The organism is Acinetobacter uliginosus (genome assembly GCF_044130295.1).
Lineage (GTDB): Bacteria > Pseudomonadota > Gammaproteobacteria > Pseudomonadales > Moraxellaceae > Acinetobacter.
Map to the genome: position 1 here is coordinate 1 of NZ_JBIQOC010000089.1, position 18,284 is coordinate 18,284.

General features: G+C 42.5%; 11 protein-coding genes and 2 pseudogenes. 7 read left to right on the top strand and 6 right to left on the bottom strand.

Going from position 1 to position 18,284, the window contains the following annotated elements:
• Nucleotides 1-1,653: 1,653 nt before the first annotated feature.
• Nucleotides 1,654-1,731, top strand: a pseudogene (locus ACE01T_RS14695) (Arm DNA-binding domain-containing protein); the annotation flags it as partial.
• Nucleotides 1,732-2,062: 331 nt separating this feature from the next.
• On the opposite strand, the gene ACE01T_RS14700 reads toward ACE01T_RS14695, so the two are convergent.
• Together ACE01T_RS14700 and pdxR are read right to left on the bottom strand one after the other, a co-directional pair.
• Nucleotides 2,063-3,508: an amino acid permease gene (locus ACE01T_RS14700; RefSeq protein WP_395519551.1), complete on the bottom strand. Its 1,446-nt coding sequence runs from the start codon at nucleotides 3,506-3,508 to the stop codon at nucleotides 2,063-2,065.
• Between the two features lie 417 nt (nucleotides 3,509-3,925).
• Nucleotides 3,926-5,428, bottom strand: a complete 1,503-nt coding sequence (gene pdxR, locus ACE01T_RS14705; RefSeq protein ID WP_166167694.1) for a MocR-like pyridoxine biosynthesis transcription factor PdxR — start codon at nucleotides 5,426-5,428, stop codon at nucleotides 3,926-3,928.
• A gap of 319 nt (nucleotides 5,429-5,747) precedes the next feature.
• Between pdxR and ACE01T_RS14710 the strand changes: the two genes are divergently transcribed.
• From ACE01T_RS14710 to ACE01T_RS14725, 4 genes are all read left to right on the top strand, one after another.
• Complete coding sequence (locus tag ACE01T_RS14710; protein ID WP_395519556.1) at nucleotides 5,748-7,019, top strand: Glu/Leu/Phe/Val family dehydrogenase; 1,272 nt, start codon at nucleotides 5,748-5,750, stop codon at nucleotides 7,017-7,019.
• Nucleotides 7,020-7,164: 145 nt separating this feature from the next.
• Complete coding sequence (locus ACE01T_RS14715) at nucleotides 7,165-8,346, top strand: TonB-dependent receptor (RefSeq protein WP_180081222.1); 1,182 nt, start codon at nucleotides 7,165-7,167, stop codon at nucleotides 8,344-8,346.
• 280 nt (nucleotides 8,347-8,626) lie between these two features.
• The gene (gabT, locus tag ACE01T_RS14720) at nucleotides 8,627-9,886 is read left to right on the top strand and encodes a 4-aminobutyrate--2-oxoglutarate transaminase (protein ID WP_166167689.1); all 1,260 of its coding nucleotides are present in this window, start codon (nucleotides 8,627-8,629) and stop codon (nucleotides 9,884-9,886) included.
• A gap of 19 nt (nucleotides 9,887-9,905) precedes the next feature.
• Nucleotides 9,906-11,354 (top strand): NAD-dependent succinate-semialdehyde dehydrogenase, encoded by a 1,449-nt coding sequence (locus ACE01T_RS14725; protein ID WP_180042446.1) that lies wholly within the window; start codon nucleotides 9,906-9,908, stop codon nucleotides 11,352-11,354.
• Nucleotides 11,355-11,942: 588 nt separating this feature from the next.
• Here the strand turns inward: ACE01T_RS14725 and ACE01T_RS14730 are convergent.
• The 4 genes from ACE01T_RS14730 to hcaE form a co-directional block, all read right to left on the bottom strand.
• Nucleotides 11,943-12,089 carry a hypothetical protein gene (locus ACE01T_RS14730; protein ID WP_180042445.1) on the bottom strand — a complete coding sequence of 49 codons (147 nt, stop codon included), beginning with the start codon at nucleotides 12,087-12,089 and terminating at the stop codon, nucleotides 11,943-11,945.
• Nucleotides 12,090-12,093: 4 nt separating this feature from the next.
• Nucleotides 12,094-13,059 (bottom strand): 3-carboxyethylcatechol 2,3-dioxygenase, encoded by a 966-nt coding sequence (locus tag ACE01T_RS14735; RefSeq protein ID WP_180042444.1) that lies wholly within the window; start codon nucleotides 13,057-13,059, stop codon nucleotides 12,094-12,096.
• A gap of 153 nt (nucleotides 13,060-13,212) precedes the next feature.
• Nucleotides 13,213-13,731 carry a 3-phenylpropionate/cinnamic acid dioxygenase subunit beta gene (gene hcaF, locus ACE01T_RS14740; RefSeq protein ID WP_180042443.1) on the bottom strand — a complete coding sequence of 173 codons (519 nt, stop codon included), beginning with the start codon at nucleotides 13,729-13,731 and terminating at the stop codon, nucleotides 13,213-13,215.
• Nucleotides 13,728-15,095 (bottom strand): 3-phenylpropionate/cinnamic acid dioxygenase subunit alpha, encoded by a 1,368-nt coding sequence (gene hcaE / locus ACE01T_RS14745; protein ID WP_395519553.1) that lies wholly within the window; start codon nucleotides 15,093-15,095, stop codon nucleotides 13,728-13,730. The genes hcaF and hcaE overlap by 4 nt, the downstream gene beginning before the upstream one ends.
• A gap of 1,535 nt (nucleotides 15,096-16,630) precedes the next feature.
• Here hcaE and ACE01T_RS14750 point away from each other — a divergent pair.
• Together ACE01T_RS14750 and ACE01T_RS14755 are read left to right on the top strand one after the other, a co-directional pair.
• A pseudogene (locus ACE01T_RS14750) lies at nucleotides 16,631-17,113 on the top strand (VOC family protein).
• Between the two features lie 691 nt (nucleotides 17,114-17,804).
• Complete coding sequence (locus ACE01T_RS14755) at nucleotides 17,805-18,203, top strand: hypothetical protein (protein WP_395519555.1); 399 nt, start codon at nucleotides 17,805-17,807, stop codon at nucleotides 18,201-18,203.
• Nucleotides 18,204-18,284: the final 81 nt, after the last annotated feature.

Sequence of the window (18,284 nt, forward strand, 5' to 3'; positions counted from 1 at the left end):
ATCCATTGAGAAGCCTTGTTTTATAACATTTTGTCTTGAGAACCAATATGTTACAAAAACAGGGCTTTTTTTCTACTCTTTTTTTATATCGAACTCAGGTTAAATTAATCAATTCTGTGTCGCTACGTGTCGCAAAATCTTGCATGACAAGCCTTTTGTATTTTGTTTGACAATGTATTGATAAAAACACCTATAAAAAATCACTCAAAGCCAAGTTATACAAGGCATACGGCGTTTTAGGTACATATTCAGTTCGTCAAACTACGTCTAACAAGAAATGCGGTTTTATAAGGTTCAATCAATCGAGTGATGACGGCTAACCAGTGGGGGGAGTTCATAACTTATGGACTAACCCAAAGCGGATACCACTCAAAACAGCACCAGCAAAAAAAATCCTGTTTGAGTTAAAAAGTTAAAATTAAGTTAAAGCAGATACAATCAATATTCTAATTTAAAAGCCTAAATCATTAAGCAAATACATGGTGTCTTATGTCGAAAGGTAGCGTAGAAAATTACAGTTTTGTAAGCGTCAAACAACTCAACCCAGCAAAGTTATGCAGTCATGATTATCTACGCAACAATAAACAATTCATTATCAGCATAAGCAGCAACTACGGTAATTTTGACTTAGACCTAACCCATACACCTTGCAACTATGGCGGTGTAAGATTTTGGCTTTTATGCTCATGCGGTAAACGATGCACCAAACTGTATTTAAAGCGCGGTGCATACGCTTGCAGACAATGCCACCAACTCAACTACATATCACAACAATGGAACAAGTCTGATATACCGCTACTACGTGTCAGACGGCTACGGAATCGCTTGCAATGGTCACAAGACCTTAGAGAGTGGTCAGTGCATCAAAAGCCTAAAAACATGCACTGGCGCACATTCTCAGCACTTGTAAGGGAACTAGAAGAAAGAGAACAAGAACGGCTGCAAATGTTTATTGTCTATTTAAATCGGATGGGTATTCGGTGAATGCTCAATTCAACATTCTAAATGCCAATATCAAGCGGATCAGGTACAGCATTCACGGCATTGAAATAATGAGTTTCGTAACAACTACGCGCGCGCACGCGAGGGATGGGCGGAAATGTGGTTTTAAGGCTTAAAATCCCAATAGAACTACAGCGTGATTATTCGGGCGGTTTACTGCTACAAATAGCCTGAACATAGGACTACCCCCCCATTGGTCAAGATGACCACACCTGAGCCACAAAAAAGAGGAGCAGCGAAAAACACAGCAAACCGCTATACCGTCAGACAATAATCAATAAAACGCGCGGGCGTGCGAGGGGGAGTGTTTTTAACTCCTGAGTTCGCCACCCAGCATGACAACTAAACTCAGAGAAATGGCCTAGCAACATATAATTTGTACACTGTGGTGTACACTGTGATTTTTGTATAAATATTAAATTATATAAAACAGTTATTTAGCAAATTTGTTCAATTGACGCCACCCCAAATACCTAACAAGACATGGCAAAATATGCCAAGTCTTACAACGAAAAGGCTTGATTCTTAACGGATCAAGCCTTTTTTATGCCTGTATATAACTGAGCTTAACCGAGTATATGAGTTTGTATCATATCGTGTATTATTGATAATTAATTGAAACCACTGTGATACACAAGGAAGCGTTCAGATATTAAAAAGCGCCCTTTATCAGATACCGTATTAGAAAATCTAAAATCTAAAGATAAGGATTATCCGGAACTTGATGGAGTATTTAGCTTGATGACGTGTTTAAGAAGTTGGATGAACAACAGCATGCTTATATTCATCAGCTGATTTTTGCTGCTTGTGGCTTGATTTTGTTCGCCATGTTATCCAAGAAAAAAAAGATCTATAAAATGGGAGATTATTTAAGGCATTTTAGGCAGATGATGTCCGACTATTGAGAACGTTGTTACTATTTATATCCGATAAAAAGAACAGCAGTTTTTGAATGATAAAAGATCTTTTATTGTTATTGGTAGGTGAAAGTTTAGATTAACGATTCACCTACCAGCTGGGTCTGATTCTGTCCCCAAGATTTATTTTATCAGCTTGAGCGTTAAATATTGTCGCTCAGGTTTATTCTATTTTGCGAAATTTTTTTTTGTGAATCTTTACCCCAATTGAATTTTTGTGCACAGATGCCTAATCCCACAATAAAGAGTGCAAGCAAGCTGGTATAAGTCACTTCTTTGAAATATGTTCCTTCAACCAGCATGGTAATCAGGGCACAAATAATAAAGAAAATTGCCAGATAAGTCAGCCAGGGGAATAACCACATTTTAAAGTCAATCACTTGTCCTTCCGCTTCTAATTTCTTACGCATACGTAATTGAGAAAAAGCAATGGTGAGATAGACATGGAGTGCCGCTGTACCTGTCGCTAACATAAAGATGTCGTAGACATTCATACTTTCAGTGGCCGTCAGGTAGGTTGCCAATAAAGCGAATGATGATGACACCAGAACACCCATCCAAGGACTACCATTACGGTTGATTAAACCAAAACTTTTCGGTGCATCGCAACGTTTTGACAATGAAAACAGCATGCGTGAACAGGTATAGAGTGCAGAGTTAAAACAGCTACACACTGAAGTCAGAACCACAAAATTGACAATGTGTTTTGCTTCTGGAATACCAAGTGCAGTTAAGGTCACACTATAGGTTCCCCAAGTTGGGTCTTTGAGTAGTGGATTGTTATGTGGAATGAGGCAGACGGTAATAAGCATTGAACCAACATAGAACAACATGATACGCCATACCACTGAGTTCGATGCTTTACGGATTTCACGTGCAGGGTTTTGTGATTCTGCGGCAGCCACCGTCACAATTTCAGCGCCAATGTAGGCAAACATAACTCCGAGTAATGCCGTGATTACCGCAGAGAAACCATTGGGCATGAAACCTTCAGCGGTTAAATGGGTAATACCTGTCGCACCTGCTTGGCTCCATGGCCATAAGTGCATGACGGCCAAGCTACCAATGACTAAGAAAATAACAATTGCAATCACTTTGATCAGTGCAAACCAAAACTCAAATTCACCATAGTTTTTGACATTTTGTAAGTTAACTACAACCAATGACACAATCACTAGGAGCATATAGCCCCAGATGGGGATAAACGGAAACCAGCTGTTGAGAATTTTACCTGCGACATACGCTTCCCAGCCCATCAGTAAGGCCCAAGAACACCAATACAGCCAGCCAATGGTAAAACCTGCCCAGCGGCCAATTGCACGATCAGCATAGGTTGAGAATGAACCGCTATCCGGGTTGAGAACGGCCATCTCACCCAGCATGCGCATGATTAATAGAATGAGCAACCCACCAAAAGCATAGGCCAAAATTGCAGCGGGACCTGCCGAGTAGATTACATTACCAGAGCCAATGAACAGTGAGCCACCAATTACCCCGGCAATCGAGATCATTGTAAGATGACGTGACTTAAGTCCACTTTTTAAGCCGTGTGATGAATCGGGCGTGGAGACATGTTGATGTTCTGCCATATAATTTCCCTTAATATCCATAGTGTAACAGCAATAGAGCTCTCTACCTTGTGTACACTATCTATCCTTTGAAACTGTAACCGAATTCGCAATCACTTCATTAATTTTAAGTTAAACTTAATAAAGCTGATGTTTCTATAAACACATGAAAAATCACACTTTGATTACAAAACTGTTACATGCTGTTTATGTATGCTGCTAATTTCTCTTTTTTGTTGTCAGGTGACGAGAGCCATTTTTTAGCTATTGAAGGGAGCCAATTGCTTTAAAAAGGTGAAAATTACAGAAAGAAATGTTTACAGAAAAATAAAGACTAAATAAAATGAAGTGGCCATAAAAGGTTTTACTCCTTGTTTAAAAACTGGCCTATAATATATTGATTTTAAAAATAAAATTTTAATTAGAGTCGGAATTTTACTAGTTTAAAGTATGAATTCCATTGTCGCGCAAGCATTTCAACAGTACGCCGAAAGCCACCAATATTTCTTGTTCCCTCACGCAGGCGAAACCGAGCAGTAATCCTTTCTGCCGGGTAGAATAGTGCTTGGTATAGTATTGCGATAGGGCTCTGACCTTAATACCTTGATCAAGTGCATTCGATGCAATCAGGACATCATCACTGCTGCTTGGCAGTTTTAAAATCAGGTGTAGGCCTGCTGCCGTGTTGTATTCGTGCAGAAAATCTTCACCTAAATGACGGTGAATTAAATCAATCAGAAATGCATGGCGTTTACTGTAGAGTAAGCGCATGCGTCGGATATGCGCCTCATAATGGCCTTCACGGATAAATTCTGCCAGTGCCTTCTGATCAATTAAATGTCCACCGCGATAGAGTTCTGCGGCCACAATGCGCAGCGGGGAAAACAGTTTCTTCGGAACCACCAGATAGCCGATACGCAGTGCAGGATAAATGGTTTTGCTGAATGTGCCCATATAAATGACCGGGGAATCAGGTTCCAATCCTTGTAAAGATGGATAGGGCTGGCCTGAAAACCTGAATTCACTGTCATAATCATCTTCCACAATCCAGCTTTTATGCTGCCGGGCAATTGCAATCAGCTGTTTGCGTCGTTCCAGGCTTAGATGTGAACCTAGCGGATACTGGTGGGAGGGTGTAACAAAGATCAGCTTGGGGGGTACTTTCGGATCAAGATCAGGAATAATGCCTTCCTGATCGACCGGCAGTGAACGCAGATTGACCCCGTTAATGCGCAAAATGTTGCGGGCGCCCCAGTAGGCTGGATCTTCGATCCAGACTTCATCGCCAATGTCGCTCAAGGTACGCGAGACTAAATCAATCGCCTGATGCGTGCCTTCGGTAATAATGATTTGATCGGCATCGCATTGCACCGAACGTGCAATTTTCAGATATTCCGCAAGTTCTTGGCGCAGTTCCAGACAGCCGCCAGCATTGCTGTAAATCAAGCGGGTAATTTCCGGTTCACGGCTCAAACGGGTCTGAATTTTGCTAAAAATGTGATGCGGAAACTCTGTCACATCCGGTGCACCGGGAACAAAAGCACCCCATTGATAAGGCGAGGCTGCTGAATAGCCGATTAAGTAAGAACCACGCTGAGACAAGCTGTAACTTTGCTGAGATTTTTTTTCTTGAATAGGGGCGTTGCTATTTTCCGCCTTGATTAAAAAGGATTCGGGCAGTTTATCTGTGACCCAGGTGCCTTGTCCTGTGCGGGCATCGACATACCCTTGTGCCTGTAATTGTTCATACGCACTTAATACCGTATTACGGGAAACCTTGATCTCTTTGGCCAGATCGCGGGATGCCGGCAGACGAGTCTTGGGTGCCAATACGCCGTCAATTATGGCATTACGTAAGCAGCGAAATAATCGTAGCTGCAATGTTCCATCGATATCTTGCTGTAATCGCTGCAGCAAATAGTCTCCAAGCAAGCTACGCAATTGGCTCTCTCCTACAAATTCAAAGTGGCTCTCGTGAGAGCGATATCGGTATGTGCAAAATAATCTGGTCAGGCAGTAATTGTAAAGTATCCCGTTGTTGCACAGTGCATGTAAATACGGGCCTGTAAACGGCAGGCAATATACACATATCTTGGTTAAAGCCAAAGCGAAAAATCCAAGCTGAATGTTTTAGCTCAGATCACGCTGGCTACAGAGCTGAATCAATAAATGCCGACAAGCAGAGATAAATTTATACTTTTTGCGGTCGCAAGGAAATGCGTCTGCATACAAAAAACAGGATCATGCAATGAACACAATGATGAAGGGGCTCACCTATACCGAGCACGGTACGACGGCCTGGAACAATTATCTGAAACAGCTGGATAAAGTGGCTCCTTATCTGGGTGAACTCAGCGAAAGACTGGATATGTTGCGACGTCCGAAGCGAAGCCTGATTGTGGATATTCTGGTGATTATGGATGATGGCAGCGTTCAGCATTTTGAAGGTTATCGAGTTCAGCATAATTTGACCCGCGGTCCGGGCAAGGGCGGTGTGCGCTTCCATCCTGATGTCAATTTAGATGAGGTGATGGCACTGTCGGCATGGATGACGATTAAGTGTGCGGCACTGAATTTACCTTTTGGGGGGGCCAAAGGCGGTGTACGGGTTGATCCAAGCCAGTTATCCAAGCGTGAACTAGAACGATTGACACGGCGTTATACCGCAGAAATCAATTTGGTTATTGGGCCGCAAAAGGATATTCCGGCACCGGATGTGGGGACCAATCCGCAAATTATGGCCTGGATGATGGACACCTTTTCCATGAATGCCGGTTCTACCATTACCGGTGTGGTGACCGGGAAACCCGTGCATCTTGGCGGTTCTTTAGGCCGCAGTAAAGCCACAGGACGTGGCGTGTATATTAGCGGGCGTGAAGTGGCGCAGCAAATTGACCTGGATTTAAAGGATGCCCGGGTGTGTGTGCAGGGGTTTGGTAATGTCGGCAGCGAAGCCGCCTTGCTGTTTCATGAAAATGGCAGCAAAGTGATTTGCGTACAGGATCACTCCGCAACCCTATATCAGGAACAAGGGATTGATATTCCCAAGTTAATGGAATATTCAAACACCTATCACAAGATTCAGGGGTTTGCTGCAAGCGACGAAATCGCGATGGCAAAATTCTGGCAAATTCCCGCAGAAGTGTTTATTCCTGCGGCGCTGGAAGGGGTGATTGATGTGCATGTTGCCCAAACTATTCAAGCCAAGATCATTTTGGAAGGGGCCAATGGTCCGACCCTCACTGAAGCGGATGAAATCCTGAGTCAGCGTCAAATCACTGTTGTACCGGACGTGATCTGCAATGCTGGTGGCGTGACTGTCAGCTATTTCGAATGGGTACAAGACCTTGCCAGCTATTTCTGGACAGAAGAAGAAATCAATCAGCGCATGGATGTGATCATGAAAAATGCTGTGCATGACGTTTGGCTCAAAGCCATGCAGGCCGGATGTTCTTTACGTACCGCAGCTTATATTTTGGCATGTGAACGAATTCTGATGGCTCGCCAAGAGCGCGGCATCTATCCAGGTTAAGGGTAGGGTCTCTTGCAGGATGCAATATTTGACCCGGCATAAGTTTGGATATTTAACGCCTTTGCTGATTCCATTTGGTCAGAAACTTTGCTTTTGCCAGCGACCTGGTTTTGAAAATTATTATTTCTTTTTTGGGGCTTCTATAATGTCGCAACGTTTTTTAGTAAAACCATTTTCGTTCTGTGCGCTTGTCGCCAGTGCCGTTACGATGTCTGCCACCGTGCAGGCAGATTCGCTTTCTTGGGGAGATGCCGATACCGATTTAGGCAAACTGACCGTATCGGGGTGGCTACGAGCGAATTATCAGGATAAGGATTATTCGGACAGTGACCATAAAGTAAAGTTTAATGCGGCGAAACTCAGCCTGAAATATGATGCCAAGTCATTGTTCGGCGATGTGGAATACCGTTGCTATCAAAATGATACCCTATGTGATTTTTCAACTTTGGTGAATGCCAACTTGGGCTATAAGCTGAATGATGACAGCCGCATCACCTTGGGTCTGCAAGATATGCCTTTTGGTATTGGCCGCTTCTGGAGCAGCAGCTGGTACGGCAGTTCAATGGACAATGCCGGACTGGAAGATGTGCATAATCTGGGTATTAACTGGCAGCAGCAGCTAGGTACAAATACCAAAGTCAATGTGGCTTATTTTGTGCGTGATGGGGGAAGTTTTGCCGGCACTGGTGACGATGCTGCGCGTTATGCGGCCAATTATGTCAAGCCGGAAGATGCCAGCACCGATGACATTGAAGAAAAAAACATGTGGGTTGCACGTATCAATCAGCAGATTCCACTACAGGACAGCCCGGTTAAACTGAATGTTGGCGGCTCGTATTGGTATTCAGATTTGGAAAATAACCGCAATGGTCAAACTGGGCATCGCAATGCATGGAATGTGTTTGGTCGCTTAAACTACCAGAATGCAAACCTGACCCTGACTGCCGGACAGAATCGCGCAGATACCCAGGCTGTAGATAATCCAAATTATGCGACGGTAGGTTCTTTTGAATCGAAGTATCATGTGGCCAATAAAGCCAATTATTATGTGGCGAATCTGGATTATCAAATGACTGATTTTTATAAGGATTACGATCTGACGCCTTATGTCAGCTATACCGTCTTTGATAAAGACAAGTCCGGTTTCGCCACATCTACACGCAATATTTTGGGTGCTCAGCTGGATGTTAAGCAGTTTTCGCTGGCAGCCGAATATATCATCGGTAAAAATGATGTATTCATTGGCGGTGATGCCGGTTCTTTGGCGCAAGGAGATGCAGCAGGCCATAGCCGACTGCTGAATTTACTGTTTATGTACAATTTCTAAATTTTTGCTCTCAGTTATCAAAATGGCACCTTATAAAAAGGTGCCATTTTTTTATGATGTAATTTCAAGTTTATGATTTGTATTTAATTATTCTGTTTTTTGATTTTTTAAATCTTCGGGACAGGGTGAATTGGCTCTGTCTATCTGATTCAAAGTGGCTCTCGTGTCAGGCCGATAAAAGCGCAAAATGAGGAAGATCAACCAGTCATTTGCATATCATCAATCACATGATATGGATGCCAAAATTTTACACTGTATGAATCAAGAATGAGGATACAAAATGGACAGTAAACACTCTGCACTGAATGCACGTAAACAGCAAGCGACGCCTCGTGGTGTTGGTGTCATGTGTCAATGGTACGCGGAGAAAGCAGAGAACTCGACAATTTGGGATGCTGAAGGCAATCAATATATCGATTTCGCAGGTGGTATTGCGGTACTGAATACCGGTCATCGTCATCCTAAAATTATTGCTGCTGTTACTGAACAATTAACAAAATTTACCCATACAGCCTATCAGGTTGTACCTTACGAAAGTTATGTCTCTCTTGCTGAGCGTATTAATGAGCGTGCACCAATTGACGGCCCTGCAAAAACCTCATTCTTTTCTACTGGTGCTGAAGCAGTAGAAAATGCAGTTAAAATTGCCCGTGCCTATACTGGCCGTCACGGCATTGTAACTTTTGGTAACGGTTTCCATGGTCGTTCATTCATGACCATGGCCATGACGGGTAAAACTGCCCCTTACAAACGTGACTTTGGGGTAATGCCGGCGGGTGTTTTCCATGCACGTTATCCGGTAGAGTCAAAAGGCATTACTGTGGACGATGCCATCCAAAGCATTGAAGACATTTTTGCTGAAGATGTGGCTGCACATGATGTGGCGGCAATCGTACTTGAGCCTGTGCAAGGTGAAGGCGGTTTTAATGTTGTACCGGCAGAATTTTTAAAGCGTTTACGTGCATTGTGTGATCAGCATGGTATTTTGATGATTGCAGATGAAGTACAAACAGGCTTTGCCCGTACCGGTAAACTGTTTGCCATGAATCACTACGAAACCAAAGCAGACCTGATCACGATGGCAAAAAGCCTGGGCGGTGGTTTCCCGATCTCTGGCGTGGTTGGTCGTACTGAAGTTATGGATGCACCGAATCCTGGCGGCTTAGGCGGTACTTATGCGGGTAGTCCGATCGCCGTTGCTGCAGCACATGCAGTTATTGATGTGATTGAAGGTGAAGGTCTGTGTGATCGTGCCAATGTCTTGGGTGCGGAACTGGTTTCGGTATTAAATAACATTAAAGCCAGCAGCAATGTAGTCACTGATATTCGCGCGCTGGGTTCAATGGTTGCAGTAGAATTGGAAACGGCTGAACAGGCCAAAGCGGTGCAAAACTATGCAATGGCAAATGGCCTGCTGATTTTAACCTGCGGTCGTTCTGGTAATGTGATTCGTTTCCTATATCCTTTAACCATTCCAACAGCGCAATTCCGTGAAGGCCTGGCTATTTTAGAACAGGGATTTGCAACTTTAACTGCATAAGAATGAATGAGGGATTGAAATGCTTCCAGATCATTTGAAATATTTATTACAGCATCCGGATGTTTGCTTGGATCAGCCCTTAAGTGGCGATTACATCGAAGTAAAAGATGCGGCAACACATGACACGCTGGCATGGGTGAAATCCCATGACCGTGCATCGGTAGAACAAGCAATTGCTCGTTCACAGACGGCACAGAAGGCATGGAAAGCACAAACAGCATTACAACGCGCTGATGTGCTGTGGGCCTGGTTTGATTTGATGCAGGAAAATAAAGAGTCATTGGCTCAGATTTTGACTGCTGAACAAGGTAAACCTTTAGCTGAAGCGCGCGGTGAGATTGCTTATGCCGCCTCCTTTATCCGCTGGTTTGCTGAACAGGCGCGCCGTATTGACGGTGAAGTGCTGACACCAACGTTGCCGAATCAGCGCTTGTTGGTCATCAAACAGGCAATTGGGGTCACCGCTGCAATTACGCCGTGGAATTTCCCTGCAGCCATGATTACCCGTAAGGCTGCGCCTGCAATTGCTGCCGGCTGTTCTATGCTGGTTAAACCGGCTGAGCAAACGCCATTAACAGCCTATGCTCTGGAAGTGCTAGCTTTACAGGCAGGTTTACCACAAGATGTATTGCTGCACATTAGTGGCGATGCCATTGAAGTGGGCAAAACCTTGTGCGAAAGCGACACAGTGAAAAAGCTGAGCTTTACCGGTTCGACTCAAGTCGGCCGCATTTTGATGCAGCAATGTGCGCCAACCATCAAAAAACTGTCACTTGAGCTGGGTGGCAATGCGCCAGTACTGGTTTTTGATGATGCCAATCTGGAGCAGGCGGTTCAGGGCATTATGGTCAGCAAGTTCCGTAATAGCGGTCAAACCTGTGTCTGTGCCAACCGTATTTATGTGCAAGATGGCATTTATGATGCGCTGGCTGAGAAATTGACTGCCGCTGTAGCCAATTTAAAAGTGGGTGATGGCCGTCAAGACGGTTCCACTCAAGGCCCGTTAATTGATGAAGATGCAATTACCAAGGTGCAGTCGCATATTACAGATGCAGCGAGCAAAGGTGCACAGATTAAAATTGGTGGCCAGCGTTCAAGTCTAGGCGGCACTTTCTTTGAGCCTACCGTGCTGACTGAAGTAACCCAGGACATGAAAGTGGCTAAAGAAGAAACTTTTGGTCCATTGGCTCCATTATTCCGCTTCCACACGGAAGAAGAAGCGGTGGCGATGGCAAATGATACCGAGTTTGGCTTGGCTACTTATGTATTCACACAGAGTACAGCGCGTCAATGGCGTGTCGGTGAAGCATTGGAATATGGCATGGTCGGAATTAATACCGGTGCCATTTCTAATGAAGTTGCGCCATTTGGTGGTGTGAAGCAATCTGGTTTAGGACGTGAAGGTTCTAAATTCGGTATTGATGAATATCTCGAAATGAAATATCTGTGTGTAGATTTATCTTCATAATAAATGCTCCATCAACCAGTTAAAAATCAGCCCTGCCCATTCAGGGCTGATTTTTATACAATAAAAACTGTTTAAACTTAACTCACACAGCAGTTAAAAAATATTTTTAAGCAACATGATTTGTCTATATCAATAACTGGAATTGATTTTCTGCCAAATATCTTTATTGGCTAAAATTATTCTGATCCTAGCCATGAAAGAAGAGTTTCCATTTCTTTTCTTGTAAAGGGGTCCGGTATTTCAACTTGAACCTTACGGTTTTTGATTTTATTCATTGGATTTCTAGAAATAATATTATTCTTTACGGCCACTTCAAATACATCTCTTAAGGGAGTTGCACAGTTGTTAAAAATTTTAGCTGTTTGAAAATGCGTTTTTTTCTGGTCACTATAGTTTTTCTTCTGTTTTAGACCTTTAGATTAGAATTTTTGTAGCATCTATAATCCCAACATTCCAATCAATACCTTCGCCTTCAGGCAACTTTTTCGGCAAATTGAAAAGTCTGGGCGGCCTGGCTGCACTATGGGAACCAGTGCCGGTGATTCTTCCAGATTAAGCAGAGTATAAATATGTTTACTCAACGTATCCTTAGCTTACCAAGTGACATCCTATACCAGCCGTTACAAGCAACAGCTTGTGATAAGCAACACCGTCACCATTTTGAAATTCAACCGTATGCGCTTCAGCGTTGATTTTATTTACGCTATTGCCACGGATGGTTTCGATGTTGCTCATGTCATTAAGCTTTTAACTCAGCAGATACGATGCCGAAGCCCGCAATCCACTCACTGATTTCTTCATAGCAATGTGTCGTCATGTCGTATTCGCCCAGTTCGCTCAAGGCAGCAAATGCAGCCATCCAGGCACGAACTTCCTGACCACCACGGCCACCGTCACGGCGGATTTCAGCTTCAGTCATGGCTTCCAGTGCAGCGAAATCTGCATTTTTGAATTTTTCAAGTAATGCCAGATCCCACTCAGGGTTTAGAGGCACAGAAATGCTCTTGTCGCCTGCAGCCAGACGCTGACCGACAGAAATCACATTCGCCTGACGGGCATTACGTGCTTCAGGTGTCGGGTTACGGCCCGCAATCAGGAACTCTTCCACTTCTGGTGGCACAGAACCCATTTGCGGAGTCGGTGGATCGTGTGAAAGGCCACCCGTACCCAGTACAAGTACACGTTCATTTTCAAGGTTTAAAGATTTGATAAACTGACCTACAGCACGGCCTAAAGCGATGGTACGCTTGGTGGTGGGCATGGGTGCTGCAGCGCCATTAATAAAAACCGGAATTGTTGGATAACGGTCAAGCTGACCTTCACAGAGGAAATGTAAAGGCTGGGTTACCCCATGGTCGGCTTGCATGCGATAAGAATATGCAACATCCACACCTTCATCCAGTACATTGCGAACCAAAGCCAGTGCCTTGTCTTGAGGTACATTCAGGTGGTCATTATCTTTACCATAGTCCCAGTCACCTGCAGCCTTGGCACGAACACCGACACAGAAGCTTGGCATCAGGTCATAGAAAAAACCATTAAAATGGTCAGGACCAAAAGTAATGATCAGGGTAGGGTCATAAGCTTTTACTTCAACTGCCAGTTTGGCAAAGGCATCACGAACAACCTGTTCTTTGCGTTTTTCCTGAGGTGAAGCAAATTCCATTAAAGGGCTATGAGATGCACAAATAAGTTTAATAGCCATAAGAGACTCCTTAAAAGGAAGGCAGCCTAAGAACAGGCTGCCGATAAGTCCGTTTTGATCAGACTAGATTTTTATTCATCAAAGCATCTACCATACAGCTGACGTAAACTACGGATATCTAGACTGTAACTTGACAAACAAAAATCTTATTCATCAGAAGAACACACTCAGGTTATGTGAGGTATAAGTCACTTGGTCTAGGGTGATTTTGCGGTCAAAAATTTGCCAGCCTAAACCACCTTCAACTTTACGGATCTTGTCGTGACGTTTACCACAGTAAATCGTAATATCTTTCTCTTTTTGAGAACGGTATAACAGGTAAGTCACGTACACGTCGTATTCGCCTGCAACTTCAGTTGGCTCGACAATCACGTTGCTCACCATGTGAGTGGTACGTGATGGAGGCTCTTCCGCCCAAGCCATACCTGTTTCCAGACGTGCTACACGGCGTTCCAACAGATGTTTGTTGTCGTTGAACACCCAAGTTGTTGGTGGCTCAACTGAACGACGACGGTCACGGGTTTGCGCGTTTGGCGTCGTACGCAGGACGTAAGAAACGTCGTCTGCCATAACATCCAGCCATTCGCGGAATTTCCAGTCATCCAGCAATTTTGCTTCACGATAAAGGAACTGACTGATTTCGTAATGAAGTTCCACACTGATTTGACTCATTTCACAAGCTCCTTCTCATATGCTTCAGTTGCTTTCTCAACATCTTCCCATTCTTTATGAATCAGCAGGTCTGCCCAACGACGATAAAAACCACGTGCTGCTGTTTCAGAGAAAATATAGCTGGTGATACCAGGGACACCATCTTCACGTACTTTTTCGCTGCCTTTACCCATCTCAACGATCAGTTTGTTTTGACGAGCTTTATAACCACGTAATACTTTTTGAATTTCTACCCAGTTTTCAGAGTCATCTTGCTCAAGGAAACCAGCAGGACCGAAAGCACGGGTTGCAGAACGTTCAAATGCATCTTTCACGTCTTGTGGTGCATCAGCATCACAGATACAGAATGCCCAAACTTCAGTTTTGTTTGGACCACGTGGGTGCCATACACGAAGTGTTGCAGTACCGTTCAACCAAGACAGTGTCGGGAACATGGTGTTGTGACCTGCTAGACGCAGTGCACGGGTTTCACCTAAACGTTCTTTTACTTCTTCATAAGTTTCACGGAAATAGTTTGCTACTTCACCATCTACCCAAACGTTTGCATCTGGTTTTTCGGTGAAGAAGAAGCCTGAACCATGGCCACGTGAACCGAATTGGATCGCGTCTTTCGCTGTTTCCCACACTGGACGGGCCGTTTGTGCTGCACCAAGGTGTTTAGACGCATCATCGTCCGGTTTTGCACCAAGCACCTGTACTGCAGATGCATGAGAGAACAATGCGTGGTATTGGTCAGATGCGAACTGTTCAGCAGCAAATTTCCAGTTACACTCGATTTCCCACTTGTGTACACCACCAACAATCACTGTACCACCAGGGCGACGATCTAGAACACCATCTAAATACCAAGCCATATCGCCCATGTATTCTTCTAGGTCAGGTGTTGTTTCATCCCAGCAGCCAAATACCAGGCCTTTGTAGGATTTAACACGAGTGACTTCAAGTAATCCCCATTCTTTTTTGCAAGCCCCTTGTGGGTAAGCACGCTCTTCAAGCGGAATGTCTTTTAAAGAACCGTCAATACCGTATGACCAGCCGTGGTATGGGCAAGTGAACGCACGGGTATTACCACAGTCTGCGAAGCTCACGCGCATAGCACGGTGACGACATTGGTTTAAGAATGCCTTGATTGAACCGTCTTTTTGACGTGCCACAATAATAGGGTCTTCACCCATGTAGGTGTTAAAAAAGTCACCCGCCTTAGGAATCTGGCTTTCATGGCAAAGGAATAACCATGTACGACCAAACACGCGTTCAAGTTCTAATTCGTATAAATCTGGATCTGTATAAATAGATGGAGTAATACGTCCATTTTGTGCATCGACTAAAGCGTCGATTTCGCGCACATCAATTTTTCCACTCATGAAAAGCTCCTGCGACCAATCTTGGCACAAAGTAATAGACTTAACTTTTCAACGATGATGAAATTTTCGGGTGTATTTTAGGAAATATTTTATTTATTTTAATTAATATATTTAATGGATTATTATTGTGGTAATAATTCCTATTAAATTGCTCGTGATTATAATCTGTTTTTTAATTTAATAAATGTATTTTTTAGTAATTCATACTAAATTACTATCATTTAAAGTGTGCTGTTTTTAATTTAATTAATATTATTTAATTTGAATGTTGTTTTTTTAATTTTTTATTGTTTATTTACAAATACTTAATTTAATATTATTTATTTTTACTGATATGTTTTCTCATTGTTTTCCAGGAATAATTCCTACTAAATTACTCATATTTTGGATGTGTAATTTTATTTTAATTTTTGTATTTACAATTATAATTAAAGCAGTAATTCCTACTAAAATACTTATATTTAAAGTTGGTCTATTTTTTAGGTGTTAGATGTAAGATTTTTATTACTCGGCGAGTCGGTTATATAAAATTATGGTGCCTCCATTACTTTATGACCGTTGCTGAAGAGTTGAACTTCTCTTAGTCAATAAATCAAAGATTAGGAATAAGGTGTTGATGTAGAAAGCCATACTGTATCAAACTTAAAGAGGAGTTTGCTGAGGAAAATGTATTTTCCTTAAATGGGTACTTGACCCTGCATAACGCGGTTTTGGACTTTACTAAAAGCTTAGGGCATTCGGCACAATATTTTACACAAGGTCAATAATATCCTGTCTAACCTTTATCATCTCGATGGGGGTGAGCTGAGAATGTACCATTTTGCTGGGCTATATTGTGTCTTTGAGTATGAATGAACGTGTGCTTCAGCCATGAATATAAAGCTACTTTATCCTTTAGGTGAATATGAAGGAACTCCGGAGAGGTACAGAGGCTCGTTTTTTATTTCTTTTGATAAATCGTTTATTTTTAAATCATCAACCATCGTTCAGATTCAGCAACTCTAGCTATTTTTCTAACCATTGCAGCATCAAAAAAAACTATCAAAAAGCCCACATTAATCAATTCATGACGAATATCCTCTATCTTTTGCTACTTAAGTCTAATACGGTTTTCATGAATAAAAATAGGGATTTAGACGCCAAAAATATTGTGAAAATTATGTTTAACTCTAAATCAGCATTGAATGAAAGTAGTAATCATTTAATTATCGGTAATCCCCCCTAAAAATGATCATCTCTCAGACTCCCATGAATTATGGTTAATTATCAAAATGAAAATATTTTAGTGATAGAGGAATACAACAAACCTATCTAATAATTTTTTATCATCATTCATTAAATCCTATGAAAAACCAGTAGTTTTGCTCACTAAAAAATACGTTTAGATTAATAAAAATACAATTATGAAATAGGCCTATTCCATTTTTTGCTTAAATATAGAAAAAGTGTTGAATAGAATATTTAGACGGGTATTGGAAATATTGGACAGTGATGACGAATCACATCAATCTTAGTCTCTATAAAGAGGTGAAATGATGAATATTGCAAAGAATAGCATATGCCTTTGGTACGATAATGACGCTGAAGGTGCTGCAAGATTTTATGCCAAGACCTTTCCAGATTCATCGATCGGTGCAGTACATTGTGCAGCTGGAAATTATCCATCAGGGAAAGCAGGGGATATTTTAACTGTGGAGTTTACCGTGCTAGGCGTTGCCTGCATCGGACTGAATGGCGGATCAGCATTTAAACACAACGAAGCGTTCTCATTTTAGGTGGCGACCGAGGATCAGGATGAAACGGATCGCTACTGGAATGCGATTGTCGGAAATGGCGGTCAGGAAAGCGAATGTGGTTGGTGTAAAGATAAAGGGGGAATCTCTTGGCAGATTACGCCAATCGCCCTAACGAAAGCTTATACCAGTCCTGACCGTGAGGCTGCCAAACGTGCATTTGATGCCATGATGACCATGAAAAAAATTGACATTTCTGTAATAGAAGCCGCATTTCGTGCTTGAGATATGGGCGGGAGTCGGCAATTCCTTCAAGTTGTGGCCGCTTGCTTAGATGGGGCAACTCAAAACATGCTGAAAAGGACCATATTTAAAAAACCAAATCAAATATTAAAAAACTTTTATTAGAAAACTCTTGTTTGAGAATTTTTATCAGTTGCCTGATTAGAAGCTGCAAAATTAAAGCCTTCTATAATTTTTAGCACAGGTTAAAGCAGCCGAAGCTGCATTTTTAATGAAAAATTTAAGCTGTCACTACATCTGAAGTGATGATCAGATTGATATCTGATGCTAACTGAATATGTTCAAACATGAAACCTTTAGCGAGTTCAACCAGCTTTATCTTTTTAGAAGTGATGATCACTTATCATGTTCTTTCCCTATTCAAAAAGAGAATAGACAATATTTTTCCACAATATTGGGGGCAGTCCGAATAAGATCGTTTTATGTTCAGGATACCGTGAATGGCATGGTTTCTATATTGGTAAATTATTGTGTCCTAGTGATTTCATTTGTTATGAAATCTGTGCATTGGGGTACATCATATTGATGGAATAACTAAATGTGGTTAAAAATAATCCATAAAACAATAATGATGCTTTTCTCCATTTTAGCTATTTTTGTTATAAGGCGAATATTAAGTTTTATAACTTGAGTGAGGGGTCCAAACATAACCTCCTATTAGGAGAACAAGACCATGAACATCGCTAAAATATTAATGATCAGTGGATGGATAGTTCTATCCACACCGGCCATACTTGCAGCGGAGACCACAGGTGGCAAACCGGACAGTACCTCCGCAGCTGACCAGAAGGCTATCGCCAGCGCCATGAGCGCAGCACCGAAAAAAGTCAGCGCAGCAGCTACTATTGTGGTTATAGGCAAAGATGGCAAGAAGCGCACTTTGCGCAAAGGCAATAATGGTTTTACCTGTATGCCTGATAATCCGACTACCCCCGGTCCAGATCCAATGTGCATGGATCAGGCAGCCTTAGAATGGGCAGAAGCCTGGATGGGACACAAATTGCCAAATGTAGGTAAAATCGGCTTTATGTATATGTTAGCGGGTGGAACAGAGATGGATCCGGAAATTTGAACAACTCCTATAAGTGATACTCTGCTCCTCAAATGATGTTATAAACATCAATATATGGAGTATTTTATGGCACGTAGACCA